The 16,699-nt window shown below is 65.5% G+C and carries 13 protein-coding genes; 10 read left to right on the forward strand and 3 right to left on the reverse strand.

All coding sequences use genetic code 11. From position 1 onward, the window contains the following. The coding region (eccD, locus tag W823_RS52135; protein WP_038254467.1) for a type VII secretion integral membrane protein EccD at positions 1 to 906 on the reverse strand (906 nt) is incomplete at its 3' end. Between the two features lie 178 nt (positions 907 to 1,084). Between eccD and W823_RS52140 the strand changes: the two genes are divergently transcribed. The 9 genes from W823_RS52140 to W823_RS52180 all read left to right on the forward strand — a co-directional run bounded on the left by W823_RS52140 (position 1,085) and on the right by W823_RS52180 (position 11,991). After that, positions 1,085 to 5,092, forward strand: a complete 4,008-nt coding sequence (locus tag W823_RS52140) for a type VII secretion protein EccC (RefSeq protein ID WP_023961979.1) — start codon at positions 1,085 to 1,087, stop codon at positions 5,090 to 5,092. An 11-nt stretch (positions 5,093 to 5,103) separates the two neighbouring features. Further along, complete coding sequence (locus tag W823_RS52145) at positions 5,104 to 6,339, forward strand: type VII secretion-associated protein (RefSeq protein ID WP_161634042.1); 1,236 nt, start codon at positions 5,104 to 5,106, stop codon at positions 6,337 to 6,339. A 194-nt stretch (positions 6,340 to 6,533) separates the two neighbouring features. Further along, on the forward strand, positions 6,534 to 6,977 hold the full coding sequence (rplM, locus tag W823_RS52150; protein WP_023961983.1) for a 50S ribosomal protein L13: 444 nt from the start codon (positions 6,534 to 6,536) through the stop codon (positions 6,975 to 6,977). Beyond that, positions 6,974 to 7,522: a 30S ribosomal protein S9 gene (rpsI, locus tag W823_RS52155; protein ID WP_023961985.1), complete on the forward strand. Its 549-nt coding sequence runs from the start codon at positions 6,974 to 6,976 to the stop codon at positions 7,520 to 7,522. The genes rplM and rpsI overlap by 4 nt, the downstream gene beginning before the upstream one ends. A gap of 97 nt (positions 7,523 to 7,619) precedes the next feature. Continuing rightward, positions 7,620 to 8,981: a phosphoglucosamine mutase gene (gene glmM, locus W823_RS52160; RefSeq protein ID WP_023961987.1), complete on the forward strand. Its 1,362-nt coding sequence runs from the start codon at positions 7,620 to 7,622 to the stop codon at positions 8,979 to 8,981. Between the two features lie 11 nt (positions 8,982 to 8,992). Next, a complete protein-coding gene (locus W823_RS52165) occupies positions 8,993 to 9,673 on the forward strand; it encodes an HAD family hydrolase (protein ID WP_023961989.1) in 681 nt (226 codons plus the stop codon). A 47-nt stretch (positions 9,674 to 9,720) separates the two neighbouring features. Continuing rightward, a complete protein-coding gene (locus W823_RS52170) occupies positions 9,721 to 10,047 on the forward strand; it encodes a hypothetical protein (RefSeq protein ID WP_152538165.1) in 327 nt (108 codons plus the stop codon). Further along, positions 10,040 to 11,605 (forward strand): hypothetical protein, encoded by a 1,566-nt coding sequence (locus W823_RS52175; RefSeq protein WP_152538166.1) that lies wholly within the window; start codon positions 10,040 to 10,042, stop codon positions 11,603 to 11,605. Before W823_RS52170 ends, W823_RS52175 begins: the two co-directional genes overlap by 8 nt. Continuing rightward, on the forward strand, positions 11,602 to 11,991 hold the full coding sequence (locus W823_RS52180; RefSeq protein ID WP_023961995.1) for a hypothetical protein: 390 nt from the start codon (positions 11,602 to 11,604) through the stop codon (positions 11,989 to 11,991). Before W823_RS52175 ends, W823_RS52180 begins: the two co-directional genes overlap by 4 nt. 61 nt (positions 11,992 to 12,052) lie before the next feature. On the opposite strand, the gene W823_RS52185 is transcribed toward W823_RS52180, so the two are convergent. After that, a complete protein-coding gene (locus W823_RS52185) occupies positions 12,053 to 12,904 on the reverse strand; it encodes a dienelactone hydrolase family protein (protein ID WP_023961997.1) in 852 nt (283 codons plus the stop codon). A 122-nt stretch (positions 12,905 to 13,026) separates the two neighbouring features. Here W823_RS52185 and W823_RS52190 point away from each other — a divergent pair, with 122 nt between their 5' ends. Next, complete coding sequence (locus W823_RS52190) at positions 13,027 to 14,439, forward strand: alanine--tRNA ligase-related protein (protein ID WP_023961999.1); 1,413 nt, start codon at positions 13,027 to 13,029, stop codon at positions 14,437 to 14,439. A 90-nt stretch (positions 14,440 to 14,529) separates the two neighbouring features. On the opposite strand, the gene W823_RS52195 is transcribed toward W823_RS52190, so the two are convergent. Next, positions 14,530 to 16,659: a bifunctional lysylphosphatidylglycerol flippase/synthetase MprF gene (locus W823_RS52195; protein ID WP_023962001.1), complete on the reverse strand. Its 2,130-nt coding sequence runs from the start codon at positions 16,657 to 16,659 to the stop codon at positions 14,530 to 14,532. Between the last annotated feature and the right edge of the window lie 40 nt (positions 16,660 to 16,699).

The following is a 16,699-nucleotide window of genomic DNA, read 5'->3' on the forward strand; positions in this document are numbered from 1 at the left end:
CAGTCGGGCGAGGGCGATCGTGAGGCGGGGCGCCATCGAGATGGCCAGTACCGAGCCGGCGCAGAGCGCCGCCCCGACCCGCACGGTGCCGGGCGACCACAGCAACTGGGCCGCTGCGGCGGCGGCGGCGAAGGCGGTTGTCGTGACAATCGCGGAATGGATCAGCGGCCCGGCTGTGGAGATCCGGTAGGACAGCACCGCGACGACGGCGGCGACGCAGCCACCGAGGGTGAGGTGGGCGGCGCCGAAGTCACCGGGGGGCAACATCATCCCCGTTGCGAATGCGAGAGGAAACGAGCACAGCGAACACATCGCCGCCGTCGAGCGGTCGAGGTAGAAGCGACCCACGACAGCTCCGGCGACAACAAACGCCAGCGCCAGCAACCCGGTGACGATCGCAGGCCACAGGTCGCCGTACGCATTCCGTTGCTGGAGGAGGGCGAGAGCGGTGAGGGTGGACGCGCCCACGGCCACCGCATAGCTCATCGCCTGTGCCGCGCCCGCCGACCACCCGCTGGACTGGGCTCCACCCAGGCGCGCCACCGCATCGATGACGTCGTCGAACAGAACTGCGGTCTCGCGCGCCGGAACGGACCGGAGGATCAGCAGGTCCCCGTCGCGCACACCTGCCTCGGCGAGACTGCGTCCGGGCGCGATGGGGTCGTGCCCGACCCGGGAGAGCGTCCAGTGGTCGCGAACAGGTCCGGGACGTGCCTCCGAATCGTCGGTCTCCGGTGCCCGGGAGGTGATGAGCGACACCAGATCCGGGATCAACGCCGCAACGGGAACCGCGGCGGGCAACCCGACGTCGAATTGGGTTGTGCCCCCGATGACGGAAACACGTGCAAGCGCCGGTTGGATGCCGGCAGCAGCATCCAACTCGGCCAATAGATCGGCAGCGGTCATGAATTTCCCCCCAAGGTCCCCACCAGTACCGAAGACCATAGCGAATGAGACCGACAACCGTTGCCGTCGGATGACGTTTTCACACCCTTGCGGGTGCCGCCGACGGAGTGATGGTGAATGATGGGCGGCCGGGGGAAGTTTCTGTTCCAGGGGTGGGGTAACAATCCATGATGTTCAGGTGACGGCAGGCACGACCGAGGGGTTTGTGCGGCGGGCACGGGTGCCTGCTCCACGCGCGCCCGGCGGCGAGGTCAATATTCAAGTGCCACCGGATGTTCCGCGTGTGGTTCCGGGCAGTCTGCTGATGAAGATGATGCCTGTGGTGATGGTGGTCGCCGTGGTCGGCATGATCTCGATGATGGTCGTGACCGGCGGTCGGAACATGCTGTCCAACCCGCTGTTCATGATGTTCCCGATGATGATGCTGATGTCGATGTTCGGCATGTACGCGGGTTCGGGCAATCGTGGTGGCAAGCGCGCCGCGGAGCTGAACGAAGAGCGCAAGGACTACTTCCGGTATCTGTGTCAGGTACGCGACGAGGTCCACGACACCGGAGCTGCTCAGCGTGAGGCACTGGAATGGAGTCATCCCGAACCGGCCGCTCTGCTGGGTGTCGTCGGTGGCCGGCGGATGTGGGAACGCCGGCGCGCCGACAGCGATTTCGGCCATGTTCGGGTGGGCGTGGGATCGCAACGTCTGGCGACGCGTCTGATGCCACCGGAGACTGGCCCACTCGAAGACATCGAGCCGGTATCTGCGGTGGCGCTACGACGTTTTGTGCGAACGCATTCAGTTGTCCACGGCCTCCCGACGGCGGTGTCGTTGCGGGGTTTCCCGGCGATCAACATCGAAGGTGCCCGGCAGGAGACCCGGCAACTCGCGCGATCGATGGTCCTGGAACTGTGCGCGTTCCACGGCCCCGATCAGCTGATGGTCGCGGTGGTGACTGCCGACCCGGGCGCCGAATCGTGGGATTGGTGCAAGTGGCTGCCCCATGTGCAGCACCCATACGAGCACGACGGTATGGGCTCGGCGCGGATGATCTACCGGTCGCTGACCGAGCTGGAGGACGACCTTGCCGTCGACCTGCTCGAACGGGGCCGGTTCTCGCGTTCGGCCCCACCGAGCGCCGGCCGGATCCAGCTGGTGATCGTGATCGACGACGGGTTCGTCTCGGGAGACGAACGGGTGGTCGGTGACGCGGGCATGGAGGCGGTCTCGATCCTCGATCTGTCGGCACCCCCGGACGGACTCGCGGTCCGCCGGGGCCTACAGCTGGTGGTTCGGGACGGGAAGATCGGCGCGCGAAGCGCTTTCGGAGTCGAAGAGTTCGCGGACATGGATTCGCTGACGGTGGCCGAAGCGGAGGCCTTCGCCCGATCGATGGCCCGCTATCGCCTGGCGACCGCAGCACAGATGGTGAATCTGGAACAGGAGGTCGCTCCGTCCGACCCCGGGCTCATGAGTCTGCTCGGAGTCGCCGATGCCACCCGCCTCGACCCACATCTGACATGGGCACCCCGCAGCGCGCGGTCGCGGCTGCGCGTCCCGATCGGGTACTCCACCAGCGGTACGCCCGTGGAGATCGACATCAAGGAGGCAGCCGAGGGCGGGATGGGTCCGCACGGGCTCTGCATCGGTGCGACGGGGTCCGGCAAATCGGAGTTCCTGCGTACTCTGGTGCTCTCGCTCGTCAGCTCCCATTCGCCTGAGGCACTCAATCTCGTCCTGGTCGACTTCAAGGGTGGGGCAACGTTTCTGGGCCTCGACTCGTGCCCGCATGTGGCAGCCGTCATCACCAATCTCGAAGAAGAATTGTCGATGGTCGACCGGATGCGCGACGCGTTGTCGGGGGAGATGAACCGGCGGCAGGAGGTGCTTCGCGCGGCGGGGAACTTCGCGAACGTGGGGGAGTACGAACGTGCGCGCGCCGCGGGTGCGCCGTTGGAACAGCTCCCGGCGTTGTTCATCGTCGTCGACGAGTTCTCCGAACTGCTCGCGCAGAAGCCGGATTTCGCGGACCTGTTCGTAGCCATCGGACGACTGGGCCGGTCGCTGCACATCCATCTGCTCCTTGCTTCGCAAAGGCTCGAAGAAGGCAAGATGCGAGGCCTGGACAGTCACCTGTCCTACCGCATCGGGCTAAAAACCTTTTCCGCCAACGAGTCCCGATCAGTACTCGGTGTACCCGATGCCTACCACCTGCCCAACGTGCCGGGATCGGGCTACCTCAAATGTGATTCGGCGGAACCGATTCGATTCAACACGTGTTACGTGTCGGGTCCGTACTCGCCGCCGGTCGCGGCGGGCGCCGAACACATCGCGTCGTCGGGCGGCCCGGTGGGCCTGAAGATGTTCACCGCCGGCCCTGTGCCACTCGACCCCATCGTGCCCCCGGTTGCGGCCGAGGTGGCCGGCCCCGACCCTGCCGGTGATCCGGAACCGCCCGCACCCAACTCCAGAACGCTGCTCGAGATCGTGGTGGACCGCATCGCAGGGCAGGGACGTCCGGCACATGAGGTGTGGCTGCCGCCGTTGGGTCAACCGCCGACCATCGACATGCTGGCCCCGCACTGGCGGACCCCACAGATCGGTCGGCTTGTGTTCCCGATCGGCATCGTGGACCGCCCGTACGACCAGCGGCGCGACGTTCTCACCGTCGATGTCGCCGGATCGCGCGGCAATGTGGCGATCGTTGGTGGACCGCAATCGGGTAAGTCGAATGCGGTGCGCGCGTTGATCGTTGCGGCGGCTGCCACCCACAGTCCGGCGCAGGTCCAGTTCTATTGCCTCGACTTCGGCGGCGGCAGTCTGGCCGGGATCGCCGGCCTGCCGCATGTCGGATCGGTTGCGAGCCGCTCGGACATGGATGCCGTGCGGCGGACGGTGGCCGAGGTCGCAACGGTGATACGGCAGCGGGAACTGCGCTTTGCCGAACTCGGCATCGAGTCGATGCGCGACTACCGCCAACGCCGCCTTGCCGGTGACGCATCGGTGCAGGCGGATGTCTTTGGTGACCTGTTCCTGGTCGTCGACGGCTACTCGGTGATCCGCGGCGAGTTCGACTTCCTCGACGAGCAGATCAACACCATTGTGGCGCAGGGGCTCTCGTATGGGGTTCACGTGGTGCTCACCGCTGCGCGCTGGGCCGAGATCAGGCCGGCCGTCAAGGACCTCATCGGCAGCCGCCTCGAACTGAGACTCGGCGACCCACTCGACTCGGAGATGGGCCGCAAGGTCGCCGGACTCGTGCCCGAGGGCAGGCCCGGGCGTGGTCTGACCGCCGAGCACCTGCACATGCTGATCGCTCTGCCGCGCACGGATTCGGACACCTCGCTCGATTCACTGAGTGCGGCCGTGGCGCAGACGGTGCAGCAATTGGTGGCCGTGTACCCCGGTCAGCAGGCCATGCCGGTCCGCAAACTCGCCGCTCATCTGGAACGGTCCGAGGTGGTGGCACGTGTGCACGACGCCGGGATCGAGCTGACGGCCGGTGAAGTCGCGATCGGTGTCGGCGAAGCCGAGTTGGCCCCGGTGATCCTGGACTTCCGGGTTCAACCACACTTTCTGGTCTTCGCCGACGTGGAGCACGGGAAGACCACGCTGCTACGCAACATCGTCGCTGGTCTGGTGGAGAACAGTACGGCCACGCAAACAAAGATCGTCCTGGTCGACTATCGGCGCACCATGCTCGGTGTGATCGACACCGATCACCTCGCCGGGTATGCGAGTTCGGCCCAGACCCTCACCCCGATGGTGAACGAGCTGGTCGCGTTCTTCACCGCCCGGATCCCCGGGGAGAACGTCACCCAGCAGCAATTGCGTGACCGCAACTGGTGGTCGGGGCCGGACGTGTACATCATCGTCGACGACTACGACATGGTGGCCGCCGGAAGCGGAAACCCGTTGAGCCCGTTGCTCGACCTGCTGGCACAGGCCCGCGACATCGGCCTGCACCTCATCGTCGCGCGCCGTTCTGGCGGCGCCGGACGAGCTCTGTTCGATCCGATCATCGGGCGTCTCAAGGACCTTTCCACCGATGGGCTGCTGATGAGCGGTGACCGGGACGAGGGGTACCTGCTGGGCCGGGTGCGGTTGCAGCGCCTGGTACCGGGTCGGGGAGAACTGGTGTCCAGATCGCGACCGCAGGAAATGATCCAGGTCGCCCACATGCCACCGTTGTGATGACACCCGACGTGAGAGACACAGAGCCCGAGGCGTCGCCGACGGTTCGACCGATACGGATGGTGGTCGCCGACATCGCCTATGACGACGTGGCGGTTGCCGGGCGTGAACCCTGCTCCGTCGAAGCCGTTGTCCGCGGCATCAACGGATCGTCGGTGGCCGTCGACGGGGTGAGGATTTCTACCGCGGCGGCATGGTCAGAGGTGTTCGCCCGAGCGCTCGAAGGCCTCGGGGCCGTGGAGCTGGCACACCCGACGACATGGGGTGTCCGACGGACCGAGATCTTGCAGCAGGCGGCGCAACCCCACTGTGGCCAACTGGTGCTGACACCGCGTGCTGCGGTCATCGCCGAATCGCATCTGGGATCTTCCACGCAGCGGGCACTGGTGATCGAGGTCCACTCCCGGATCGACATCCATGAGATGGATCGGTCAGCCGGCAGCTGGACCGTTGTCGGGACCTCGGTGGCCACTGCCGAGACGGTTGCTCATCGACTGGGTGACATCGTCGACAACCGCGTCGAGGCAATCCTCGTCGATGGCACCGACCCCGCGGCAGTTGCGGAGGTTCTGCGGTGTTGCGAAGTCCACACGGTGGTCGGTCGGGTTGCGGCAGTGCAGCGATCACTGATCCACCGCTTCGGCGGCTCCGCATTGCCGGTGGACGAGGGCATTCGAGAACCGCCGACCGGCGGCCGGACCCCGATGCGCCGGCGCGTCGCCGGGGCGATCGCAGCGACTGCTGCAGTGGTGATCGCAGCGGCGGTGATCGCGTTGACGGTCGACAACGGACGCGACGGTGTGCCGCCGTCTGCGGACCGCGAGGCCCAGCTCGGCCGCGTCGCCGTGACGGTCCCTGCCGTGTGGCGCGAGAGCTCGGAGCCGGCGGCCGAAGGTGTTGTGTCCCGCACCACCTTCGCCGCACCCGGCGACGACCGGCGGATCATCGTCTTGCAGAACACGGTACGCAACACGTCGACCCTGGCCTCGGTGGCGGGCAGCCTGCGCAATCGCATCGGGCAGCGCGGCGACGACGTCGTCCAGGAGTTCTCGGCCAGCACGCGCTACGCAGGCAGGGAGGTGATCAGCTACCGCGAGGTGCCCGTCTCCGGCGGGCCGATCAGGTGGTACCTGCTGGTGTCGGCGGGGTTGCAGGTGAGTGTGGGATGTCAGAGCGGATCCGCAGGTGAGACGATCGACGACCAGTGCCGGGTCGCGGTGGGTGCGGTGCGGATAGGAGCGCCATGACGTTCGAGTCCGCCGCACGGCCGGCGCCGCTCGGCGGCGTTTTGACCTGTTGACTGCCCGGCCGGTACTGTTGACCGTTGGTGCGCGACCGCCTGTAGCCAGGTGTAGTCGAGGCCCGGGTCCCCACTGGTCGCCGGGAATTACCTCTGCCGCGTTCCAGACCAGCTCCAGTTCACCAGACATGAGGACTATCTGTGCCTACTTACACCCCGAAGGCCGGTGACATCACCCGTACGTGGCATGTCATCGACGCCACCGACGTGGTGCTCGGCCGCCTCGCTGTGCAGAGCGCGACGCTCCTGCGCGGCAAGCACAAGCCGACCTACGCACCCCACATGGACGGTGGCGACTTCGTCGTCATCATCAACGCCGAGAAGGTTGCCGTCAGCGGAAACAAGCGCGACGACAAGCTTGTCTACCGCCACTCGGGATACCCGGGCGGCCTGAGGTCCCGCACTGTCGGTGAGTCGCTGGCAACCCAGCCGGAACGCCTCGTCGAGAAGGCGATCGTCGGGATGCTCCCGAAGACCAAGCTCGGGCGGGCCATGGCCTCCAAGCTGAAGGTCTACGCAGGCCCCAACCATCCCCACACGGCGCAGCAGCCCGTGCCCTTCGAGATCACCCAGGTTGCCCAGTGACGGCGCCGGAGGAGCAGAACGTGTCCGATGTGAACGAAGCCGAAGCAGTGGTTCCCGAAGTGGTCGAGGCCGAGGTCGGCGCTGACGACTACACCGTGGACGACACCACCGCAGACGTTGCCGACGAGCCGGCCGCCACCCGCGCGCCGATCGATCTCGATCGCCCGATCCAGACCGTGGGCCGTCGTAAGGAAGCCGTCGTCCGCGTCCGGATGTCACCGGGCACCGGTGCCTTCAAGCTGAACGGTCGCACCCTGGAGGAGTACTTCCCCAACAAGGTGCACCAGCAGCTCATCAAGGCGCCGTTCGTCACCGTCGAGCGCTCCGACGCTTTCGACATCGCTGCCAATCTGCACGGTGGCGGACCTTCGGGACAGGCCGGCGCTCTGCGTCTGGCCATCGCTCGTGCCCTCATCGAGGTCACCCCAGAGGATCGCGGAGCCCTCAAGAAGGCCGGCTTCCTCACCCGTGACCCGCGTGCGGTGGAGCGCAAGAAGTACGGCCTCAAGAAGGCCCGTAAGGCTTCGCAGTACAGCAAGCGCTGATTTCTTCAGCCCGCAAGAAACACCAAGTCGAACTTGGCACAGGCAGGCGTTCAGTTTCACTGGACGCCTGCCTGTGTATTTAGAGCGAAGGATGTCAATGGGGCACCTGTTCGGTACCGATGGCGTACGTGGTCTGGCAAATGCCGACCTGACCCCCGAGTTGGCGCTGTCGCTGTCGCAGGCAGCGGCACGTGTCCTGCCTCAGGATCGGTCCGGGTCCGGCCGCCCCACACCGCCGGCCTCTGGCCGCCGCCCCATAGCGATCGTGGGCCGGGATACGCGGGCGTCGGGGGAGATGCTCGAAGCCGCCGTCTGTGCCGGTTTGACCGCGGCGGGTGTCGATGCCCTGCGAGTCGGCGTCGTTCCCACCCCGGCTGTTGCATATCTGACCGACTTCTACGACGCCGCCTTCGGCGTGATGATCTCGGCCTCGCATAATCCCATGCCCGACAACGGGATCAAGTTCTTCGCCGCTGGTGGGCACAAACTCGCCGACGCCGCCGAGGACGCGATCGAGTCCGCGCTGGACACCGTGTTCGACCGGCCGACCGGTGCGGATGTCGGCCGCGTTCGCGATGCGCACGATGGACTCGACGCGTACCTGACGCATCTGTCCGCAGCTGTGGACGTCAGCTTGAAGTCGGTGACCGTGGTGGTCGATTGTGCCCATGGCGCCGCCTATGCGGCTGCGCCACGTGCCTATCGCGCTGCCGGTGCCACCGTGATCGCGATCAGCGCGGACCCCGATGGCGAGAACATCAACAAGGATTGCGGCTCAACACATCTCGACCGGGTTCAAGCAGCAGTTCTGGAGTATGGGGCCGACCTCGGACTCGCTCACGACGGCGACGCGGACCGCTGCCTCGCCGTTGATGCTGCGGGACAGGTCGTCGACGGCGACGCCATCATGGCCGTCTTGGCCAGTGCCATGAAAGATGCCGGCCGCCTCAAGGACAACACCCTCGTCGCCACGGTGATGAGCAACCTCGGGTTGCATCTGGCGATGACCGATGCCGGGATCACCGTGCGTACCACCGCTGTCGGTGACCGCTACGTCCTCGAGGAGCTCCGTGCCGGCGGTTATTCGCTCGGCGGTGAACAGTCGGGGCACGTGGTGATCCCTTCGTATGGCACCACGGGGGACGGCATCCTGACCGGGCTTGCGTTGATGGGCCGGATGGCCGAGACCGGAAGGTCGCTGGCCGATCTGGCATCCATCATGAGTGCGTTGCCGCAAGTCCTTCTCAACGTGCGGGTTGCCGACAAAAACGTTGTGGCCGAAGCGGCTTCGGTCAAGCAGGCAGTGACCGACGGTGAGGCCGAACTCGGCGCCACCGGACGCGTGCTGCTCCGGCCCTCCGGTACCGAGCAACTCGTACGTGTCATGGTGGAGGCAGCCACCACAGAGCAGGCGCATTCGGTGGCCACCAAGATCGCGGCCGCTGTCGAGTCTGCCTGACTTCGGCACCTGTGAACACCGTCCTGTTCGACTTCTCGGGCACCCTTTTCCGGTTCACCGAACGGTCCGAGTGGTTCACGCGCCTACGCCAGGAATCCGGGGAAGAGTTCGAAGGAGAAGCGCAGTCCGAGATCATCCGACGGATGACCGCTCCGGTCGGGATGCCGCCGGGTCTGCCTACCGAGGACGAATTCGCTTGGCAACGAAGAGATCTGGACCCAATACTGCACCGTAGGGCTTATCTGTCGGTTCTGAGGGCATCTGGACTCACGATGCCCGGTCATGCGGAATCGTTGTACGAGCGTGTGGTCGATCCGTTGTCGTGGGAACCGTATCCGGACACCGGAGACTGTTTGCGGCGACTTCGGGAACGCGGAATCAAGGTGGGTGTCGTCAGCAACATCGCGTTCGATGTCCGCGCGGTGTTCGACATACATGACATGGCCGGACTCGTCGACGACTTCACCCTGTCCTATGAGGTCGGTGTCACCAAACCCGATCCGCGAATCTTCACTCTCGCTGCGGGTCACCTGGGTGTTGACCCCGTCGATGTGTTGATGGTGGGTGACAGCGAAGAGGCTGACGGTGGTGCCCGGGCAGTGGGATGCCGGTTCGCGCTGGTCGAACCTGCGCCTGTCGAACAGCGGCCACACGCACTCCTCGACGCGGTGTCCGGCTTGCTCGCGCAATAGAACGGAACCTCTCCATGCCCCGCAACGTCTGATTTCGGGGAGGCATCATGAGCGAGCAGACGTGGATGGACACATCCGCAGTACAAGGGGTCGGCGAGGTATTTCGGAGTGGTGCCCGGGCGGTCGAGGTCGCTGCGGGTGCTGTCGCCGACTGCTCGTTTGGCTCACATGCGGGAACGCGGTACGCGACCCACGGCGAGCAGTATGCAGCTGGACTGCTTGCGGTGGTGTCATCGGTGAACCGCTTAGTCGAGTCGTCGCGGAGCATCGCCGGGGGACTCTTCGATGCAGCCGCAACGCTGACAGGCGAGGACGTGGTGAATGCTGCGACGTTCGAGGCCGCGACAACCGGGGATGGCGGCCTCCATGGGTGAGACACCCGGTCTCGCACAACAATTGACGGACCAACGGTGTGCGGCGGAGAACAGCGTCCGCTTCTTCGACAACGTCGGCCCCCTGGCGCGGCGGCTGGGGATGGAAAACCTTCCCTCCGGTGACGTGTGCCGGAATCGCCTGCTCGAGGCCGAGGACCTGGACACCGACAGGCTGCGAGCCGACGGTCGAATCGTGTTGGGCCTTCAGACCGTCGCGGCGGCCGAACTGCAGAATCAGACCGGCCAGGACGCCGTACTGGGAACCTGTTGGCCTACGGGGTCCGGCATCGTCGCCCGCACTCGCCTTCAGGACGCGCACATCCCGCGCGCGACGGTTGATGTGGCGGCGTTGGCGGACATCGGCTCTGGGATGGTGGTGGCTGCCGACGCCATCGAGGCGGCCCGGTTGGCCAAGTTCTGGTGCGTCGCCGCCATCACACCCGACACTCTGCTCGGGATCCCGATCAATTCATGGCTGACACTGGTCACCACCCCGGGTTCGCCCGCTGCCGAACTGACAGCTGCGATCGACAGCACCGTCGCGTTGTTCAACACCGCCGTCACCTTGTGCGACGACGCCATCGATGCGGTTCTCACCGGGCTGTGTACGGCGATGGCACAGGTGGACGTCTCGGACTACGCAGGCGGCGACTGTGAGAGGGGACAGCTGGTGTCCTCGGACGAGACACTGGTGCGATGCGCCGCTCACAACTCTGAACCGATCGCCTCCGAGCGCGATTGCCACGCTGCGGTAGAGGTTTCTGGACCAGCCGGCGGGGTTCGCGAATCTCCGGGCATCACAACGGTGTCCGCACCGGCACCGGACTCCGGGCCGGTGAACTCGACCTCGGCGTGCGAACCGGGGGCGCAGTCCGTGAAGGCGCAGCCGGTGATGACGGCAAAGTCGGGGGTGGCGAGCCCATGGACGCCCATGGTGGGTGGTGCCGATCTCTCAGCGGTACTCGGGTCCGTCGCTGTGGCAGTCGGTTCGGCTGTGGCAGGCTCGATCACAGGTGTGATCGAGATGGTGGCGAATGCAAGCGGCGCAGTGATGCCGCCTCCGGCGAGCCCCGACGGCACCGAGCATGCGGCGGACGCGGGCGGTGAGACAGCTGAACCGCCGGCCTCGACCCCGTTGGGAGACAAAGGGTTCGACCTGAAAGGGTCATCCGACTCGGGCGCGCCCGAGTGTCCAGACCCTCAGTTGTCTTTGGCGCCATCGGATGCCGTCCCGCCGGAGGAGCGAGCGTGCGAGACCACCACCGGGGACGGCCAGAGCAAGGTCGGTGACGACCTGACTTTCGAGGAGCAAGCGCCGGTACCGGCGACTCCCGGTGACCCCGAACCGCCAGACGCGCCCGAGACGGATCGAGACCCTCTCGAGCAATGTCCGACTCCTGGTTCCCCGCGGATCCAAGCTCCGAGAGGCAAAGACGATGTCGATACCCCAAGCGCTCCTGGCAGTCTCGATGCGACACCGGTGACACCGCAGGCCTCGGAGCGCGACGCGGTGGCACCGCCCGACGACGGACTCCTGGCTCTGGCCGGTGAGCAATGAGCCTGTCCGACCTGTTCGACAACATCGCCGCCAGAGTCGGTACGCATAGTGCCGAGGCCGTGGCCGGCTACCGCAAAAGCCAGCAGGCACTCGGTGAGAAGGTCCGGACGAGTGTCGAGAACGCAACGCACGGCCGCGGTGTCACACGGACATCGGTGGCTGCGAGCGGCGCAATCCTGCTCCCTGCGAACGACATCGACCTCAGCCCCCACACCCCGTACCCAGCCCCGGGTGAGTCAGCGGACAACCCGACGGCCGGGGCGAAAGCAACTCTGGGCACTGGTGCGAAGGACTCCTCGACACTCCCCGGTCAGTCCGACGTAGAGGCGGAGGACTGTCAGGACACCGGGTTCTCGTGCACATCCGGTTGGCTGTCCGACCGCTGAACGCCGGAGCTCGGTGTGGTGCCAGCCGTTGGGCAACAGCGTTGGACCTCGAGCAACCGCGCTAGCCCTTGAGCAGCTTGGTGAGTGGGTCGACGATCTCCTCCATGCCAGGCGCAAGTGCATCGGGGTCGATCGTCATCAGCTTGCCGAGTTCGGCTGCCGGGTCACTGAACGCGGCGTACGTGACGTCGCCCGTCAGTTGGTGCAACAGGAATCCGGTGAGTACCGCACGCGTCAGCTTCTGCGTCTTCTTGTCGTTGCCCCCGGCACCCAGCCTGCCCCGAACACTGAAGCCTTCGGCCAGTCCTCGGTTGTCGGATTTGGGGACCAGGCGCAACACCGACTGTCCGGCCAGAGCACGACGCAGCGCGAGCGCATTGGACGTCATCGATTCGAGTTCGCCGGGCGCGGCAAGGATCAGCGCGGATTGCCGGACCTCCGCGGCGGCGGGGAGCACGGCAGAACTGGTCGGTGCCGGGTAGAGGGCAGCGAGTGCCTTGGCCTTGCTGCTCCGGGACGCGGCCAACGTCGCGGCCGATGCGCCGAAGCCATGACCGGCGACCGCCAGACGCTGTTTGTGCACGGTGATGTCGCCGGCACCGAGGCGGACCTCGGTGATGATCGACAGGGTGGTCTCGAGATCAGCGGCCAGTCCTTGATCGGAACCGAGCATGCCCTTCTCAGTGGTGGGCGCCGCGGCGACGATACCCCAGGAGGCCAGATGCGCGAGGGTCTTGTTGTACTGCTTGGCGCCCGTGAGCCAGCCATGACCGAACGCCACCCCGGGCAGGTCCTTCCCGCCGGCGGGCGCGTAGACGGTGCCCGGCAATCCGACAATCGCCATATCGCCGCGCAAGACCTTGTGCGGTCCCGTCTTGGACAGCTGCGAGAGGAGCTTCTTGGGGTTGGCCACGAACTGACTCTAAGCGATCGTGTTGCCGGCCGACATCACCCGTTGCCCGTATCCGAGACAATTTTCAGGCCAACGCGCCGATTCGGCGCGCACACCGGCCGTGATCTTGGGACAGTTACCGGATGGATGCCAATGAAATCCGCAGCGCCTACCTCTCGCTGATGCAGGAGCGCGGCCACGCCCTCATCAACAGGGCCCCGCTGGTGCCGAAGGACGACCCCACCACACTCTTCACCGGCAGCGGGATGCAGCCGTTGCTGAGATACCTGTTGGGCGCCGAACATCCGGACGGCAACCGGCTCGCCGACTCGCAGACCTGCCTTCGGTCGCAGGACATCGAGGAAGTCGGCGACAACCGGCACACCACCTTTTTCGAGATGCTCGGCAACTGGAGTTTGGGCGATTACTTCAAGTCCGAGCAGATCCCGCTGTTCTGGCATTTCCTGACCGAGATCGTCGGACTCGATCCGAACAGGATCTACGTGACGGTCTTCTCGGGGGACCCCGAACACGGCATCCCCCGCGACGATGAGAGCGCGGACATCTGGACCGAGTTGTTCACCAAGGCCGGTGTCTCGTCGGACAGAGTGGTGCTGCTGACCGAAGAACAGGGCAACGAGCAAGGAAACCAGGGCGCGCGGATCGCGTATTACAGCGACAAGAACTGGTGGTCGCGGTCCGGTGGTCCGGACACGATGCCCGTCGGCGACCCCGGCGGACCGGACAGCGAGGTCTTCTACTACTTCCCACAGGTGGAGCACGACACGGCTTTCGGCAAGTACCCGCATCAGAACTCCGATGGCGGCCAGTACATGGAGATCGGTAACTCGGTGTTCATGCAGTACTGCAAGACCGACGACGGATTTGCGCTGCTTCCCAAGCAGAACGTCGACTACGGCGGCGGTCTCGAGCGGATCGCCGCGGCATCCATCGACAGTCCCGACGTGTATCGCATCAGCCTCCTCTGGCCGATCGTCCAGAAGATCGAGGAGCTCTCGGGTGTGAGCTACGACGACAACACGGTTGCGATGCGAGTGATCGCCGACCACATCCGCGGTGCGGTGTTCCTTGCGGTGGACGGTGTGGTGCCGTCGAACAAGGAACAGGGCTATGTGATGCGACGGCTCGTCCGGCGGGCTATCCGTTTCGCCCATCAACTCGGTGTTCAGCAGAACCTGCTGACCGAGTTGGTCCCGGTTGTCGCCGGTCTGTACGCCGAGGCCTACCCAGTGGTGGCCGATCGGCGCGACGTGGTGATCGCCGTGCTCGAGAAGGAGGAACGGGCCTTCCGGCGCACCCTCGGCAAGGGCTTGCGAGAGTTGAAGCGACTGGGCAAGACCGGAGACACCGTCAACGGTGACGACCTCTTCAAGCTCTACGACACGTTCGGATTCCCGGTGGAGCTGTCCACCGAAGAGGCCGTCAACCGAGAGCTGCCGCTGACCGAGAACTGGCGAGCAGAGTTCGATGCTGCCATCGAGGTGCAGCGGCAGCGGTCGCAGGCCTCGACCAAACTCGGTGCCGGGACCGCCTGACCCAGCCGAACTGCTGGTCAGCCCCGTCGGTGTGTATCCACCGACGGGGCTTGCCTCTATTCGCTCGTGCCCTTACTCCCTTGTCCGGCCTTACTCCCTTGTAGTGGCCAGCTTCAGCATCTGACCTGGGGTGGCGTTGGGCAGGTACGCCCTGGTGAGCGCTAGTCCGATCCGTGGCAGATCACCTTCATCGCGGAAGCACATGTACACCGGCTCGTACCTCGGTTGGAACTTCATCTTGAAGGCGTGCAAGGAGCGAAAACCGTAGAACGGTTCCATTGCTGCTCCCAGCATGTCCAGCAGGCGGTCCATGGCCTCCACCTCGCCGGAGTCGTCGGCGGCACGGGCCAGCGGAGCGCCCGAGAGTGAGAGGATCTGCGCGCCTTCGGCTTTGAAAGCCAACGCAGAGCTCGCGATGAGGAATTCGATGACCGGGCGGAAACCGTCGTCGCGTCGGCGCATCACGTCGAGCGTCCAGCCCTTCATCTGATCATCTCCGCCGAACACCGGCAGCCACGACAAGACTCCGTGCACCGAACCCGTCTCGTCGATGGCAAGCGCCACACGGACTTCCGGGTCGAGGGCCTCCTCGACGCTGCCGAGGGTGAAACCCATTTCCGGCAGGCCCTTGTCGCCGACCCATTCCTCGGAGATCGCCCGCACCTGGGCGAGTACGGCGAACGGCTCGTCCTTCAGGGTTGTCAGTCTAAAGTTGATGCCTTCCTTCTTCGCCCTGTTGATCGCCGATCGGATGTCCTGCCACGGTTTGCCTTTGAAGGCCAGTGTGGGCAGGTCGATGATGGTGTCCTCGGCGATCTGCAAAGTGCGCCAGCCCATCTCGCGGGCGATCTCGGCCGTTGCCTCACTGACCGAGAACCAGCAGGGGATGCGTGCGCTGCTCTCGGCCATGTCGGTGAACTCGCGGATCGTCTCGGCCAGTTTCTCCGGAGCGCAGACGGGGTCCGCGAGGGCGATGACGGTGCCGGCCGGTCGCTGGTAGCCGATCACGCCTTCGCCGTCCTTGGTGAACGCGTATTGATTGTTCTCCCAGGTGATCATCCAGCTCATTGTGCTGCCCCCATATCTCTTCAGGAGGCTGCGCACCTGTTCGGCCGGATTGGATCCGCCCATGCCCGCCATGGCTTTCCGGCTGCGCAGCGGGACGTTGAACGCATACCGCCCGGCGAACAGCAACGACAGTTCGACGATCCACAACAGTCCGGTACCAACCGTGACCGCGCCCTGACCCTTGAAGTCGGAGGTGATCACCGCGACCAACACGAAGACGAGCAGGGCGACGTACAAGAGCCCGTAGATCACGGTGATCCACCATGCCCAGCGCCGTCCGCGCCGCAATTGGTCGGCGATCAGCAGCACGATCAGAACGCTGACGATCGACCCCCAGCTGAGGCTGTCGTCGGAATCGGTGGGACCGAAGGGCCCGTCGCCGGGAAACACTGCGACAGCGATGTTGACGACACCGATGAGGACCAGGCCGAGGAAGCTGATCATCCGGATCTCTTGCCGCGTTCGCGGCATCACGCCGGATTCACCTCGACTGAAGAACTTTTCGCCGACCACGAGCATCACCACTGCGGCGATGAGGTGGGTGACGTCATGCAGTGAGCCCTCGAAGAGGAAAGAAACGGCAACGTAGGCAAGGAGTATCGCCCGCACCCGCAGTCGCCACGGCGAGCGGAGTCTGGCACTTGCCGCGGCCACGGCAGCAACGATGGCGGTGGAATGGCCCACGTCCTGGACGTCGGCGAGATGGTCGACCCATTCCCAGCTGGTCGGCCGGAACAGTGCGATGAACGCGACCGCGCCCAGCTCGCCGATCAGTTGCCCCGCAATGGTGACAATGGCCACCCTGACCGTGCCCAGCAACCACTCACACCACCCGACAACAACGGCGAAGATGACGATGAGTGCGATGTAATGAGCAGGTGTCAGCCCGAACAGGGTGCCCGACAACGGAGTCCACCACTTACCGTCGGTGAGCGGGGGATAGCCATAGGCGACATCACCGAACCAGGACCGGTTCTCCACGGTCTCCCACAACGCTCCGGTGACGATGCCGAGAACGATCGTCACCGCGACCACGGTCGAGGTGAAGGGAACCTTGCGGATGGTCCAGGCCACCGGACCGAGCACCTTGTCGGCCCGCGACGATGTCGGTTCGGCCGGGGGTGCCTCGGCAGTGGTGTCGGTCGTGCTCATCGGCGCCTTTCGAGTTGTGGAGCCGGTCGCGCCGGCCGAA

Origin of the sequence: Williamsia sp. D3, assembly GCF_000506245.1 — a bacterium.
In the GTDB taxonomy this organism is placed as follows: domain Bacteria; phylum Actinomycetota; class Actinomycetes; order Mycobacteriales; family Mycobacteriaceae; genus Williamsia; species Williamsia muralis.

Bases quoted from the DNA above. Each gene is read 5' to 3' on its own strand.
- W823_RS52195 (WP_023962001.1), bottom strand. From the start codon at position 16,659: ATGAGCACGACCGACACCACTGCCGAGGCACCCCCGGCCGAACCGACA.
- W823_RS52175 (WP_152538166.1), top strand. From the start codon at position 10,040: ATGGGTGAGACACCCGGTCTCGCACAACAATTGACGGACCAACGGTGT.
- W823_RS52180 (WP_023961995.1), top strand. From the start codon at position 11,602: ATGAGCCTGTCCGACCTGTTCGACAACATCGCCGCCAGAGTCGGTACG.
- W823_RS52190 (WP_023961999.1), top strand. From the start codon at position 13,027: ATGGATGCCAATGAAATCCGCAGCGCCTACCTCTCGCTGATGCAGGAG.
- glmM (WP_023961987.1), top strand. From the start codon at position 7,620: ATGGGGCACCTGTTCGGTACCGATGGCGTACGTGGTCTGGCAAATGCC.
- W823_RS52170 (WP_152538165.1), top strand. From the start codon at position 9,721: ATGAGCGAGCAGACGTGGATGGACACATCCGCAGTACAAGGGGTCGGC.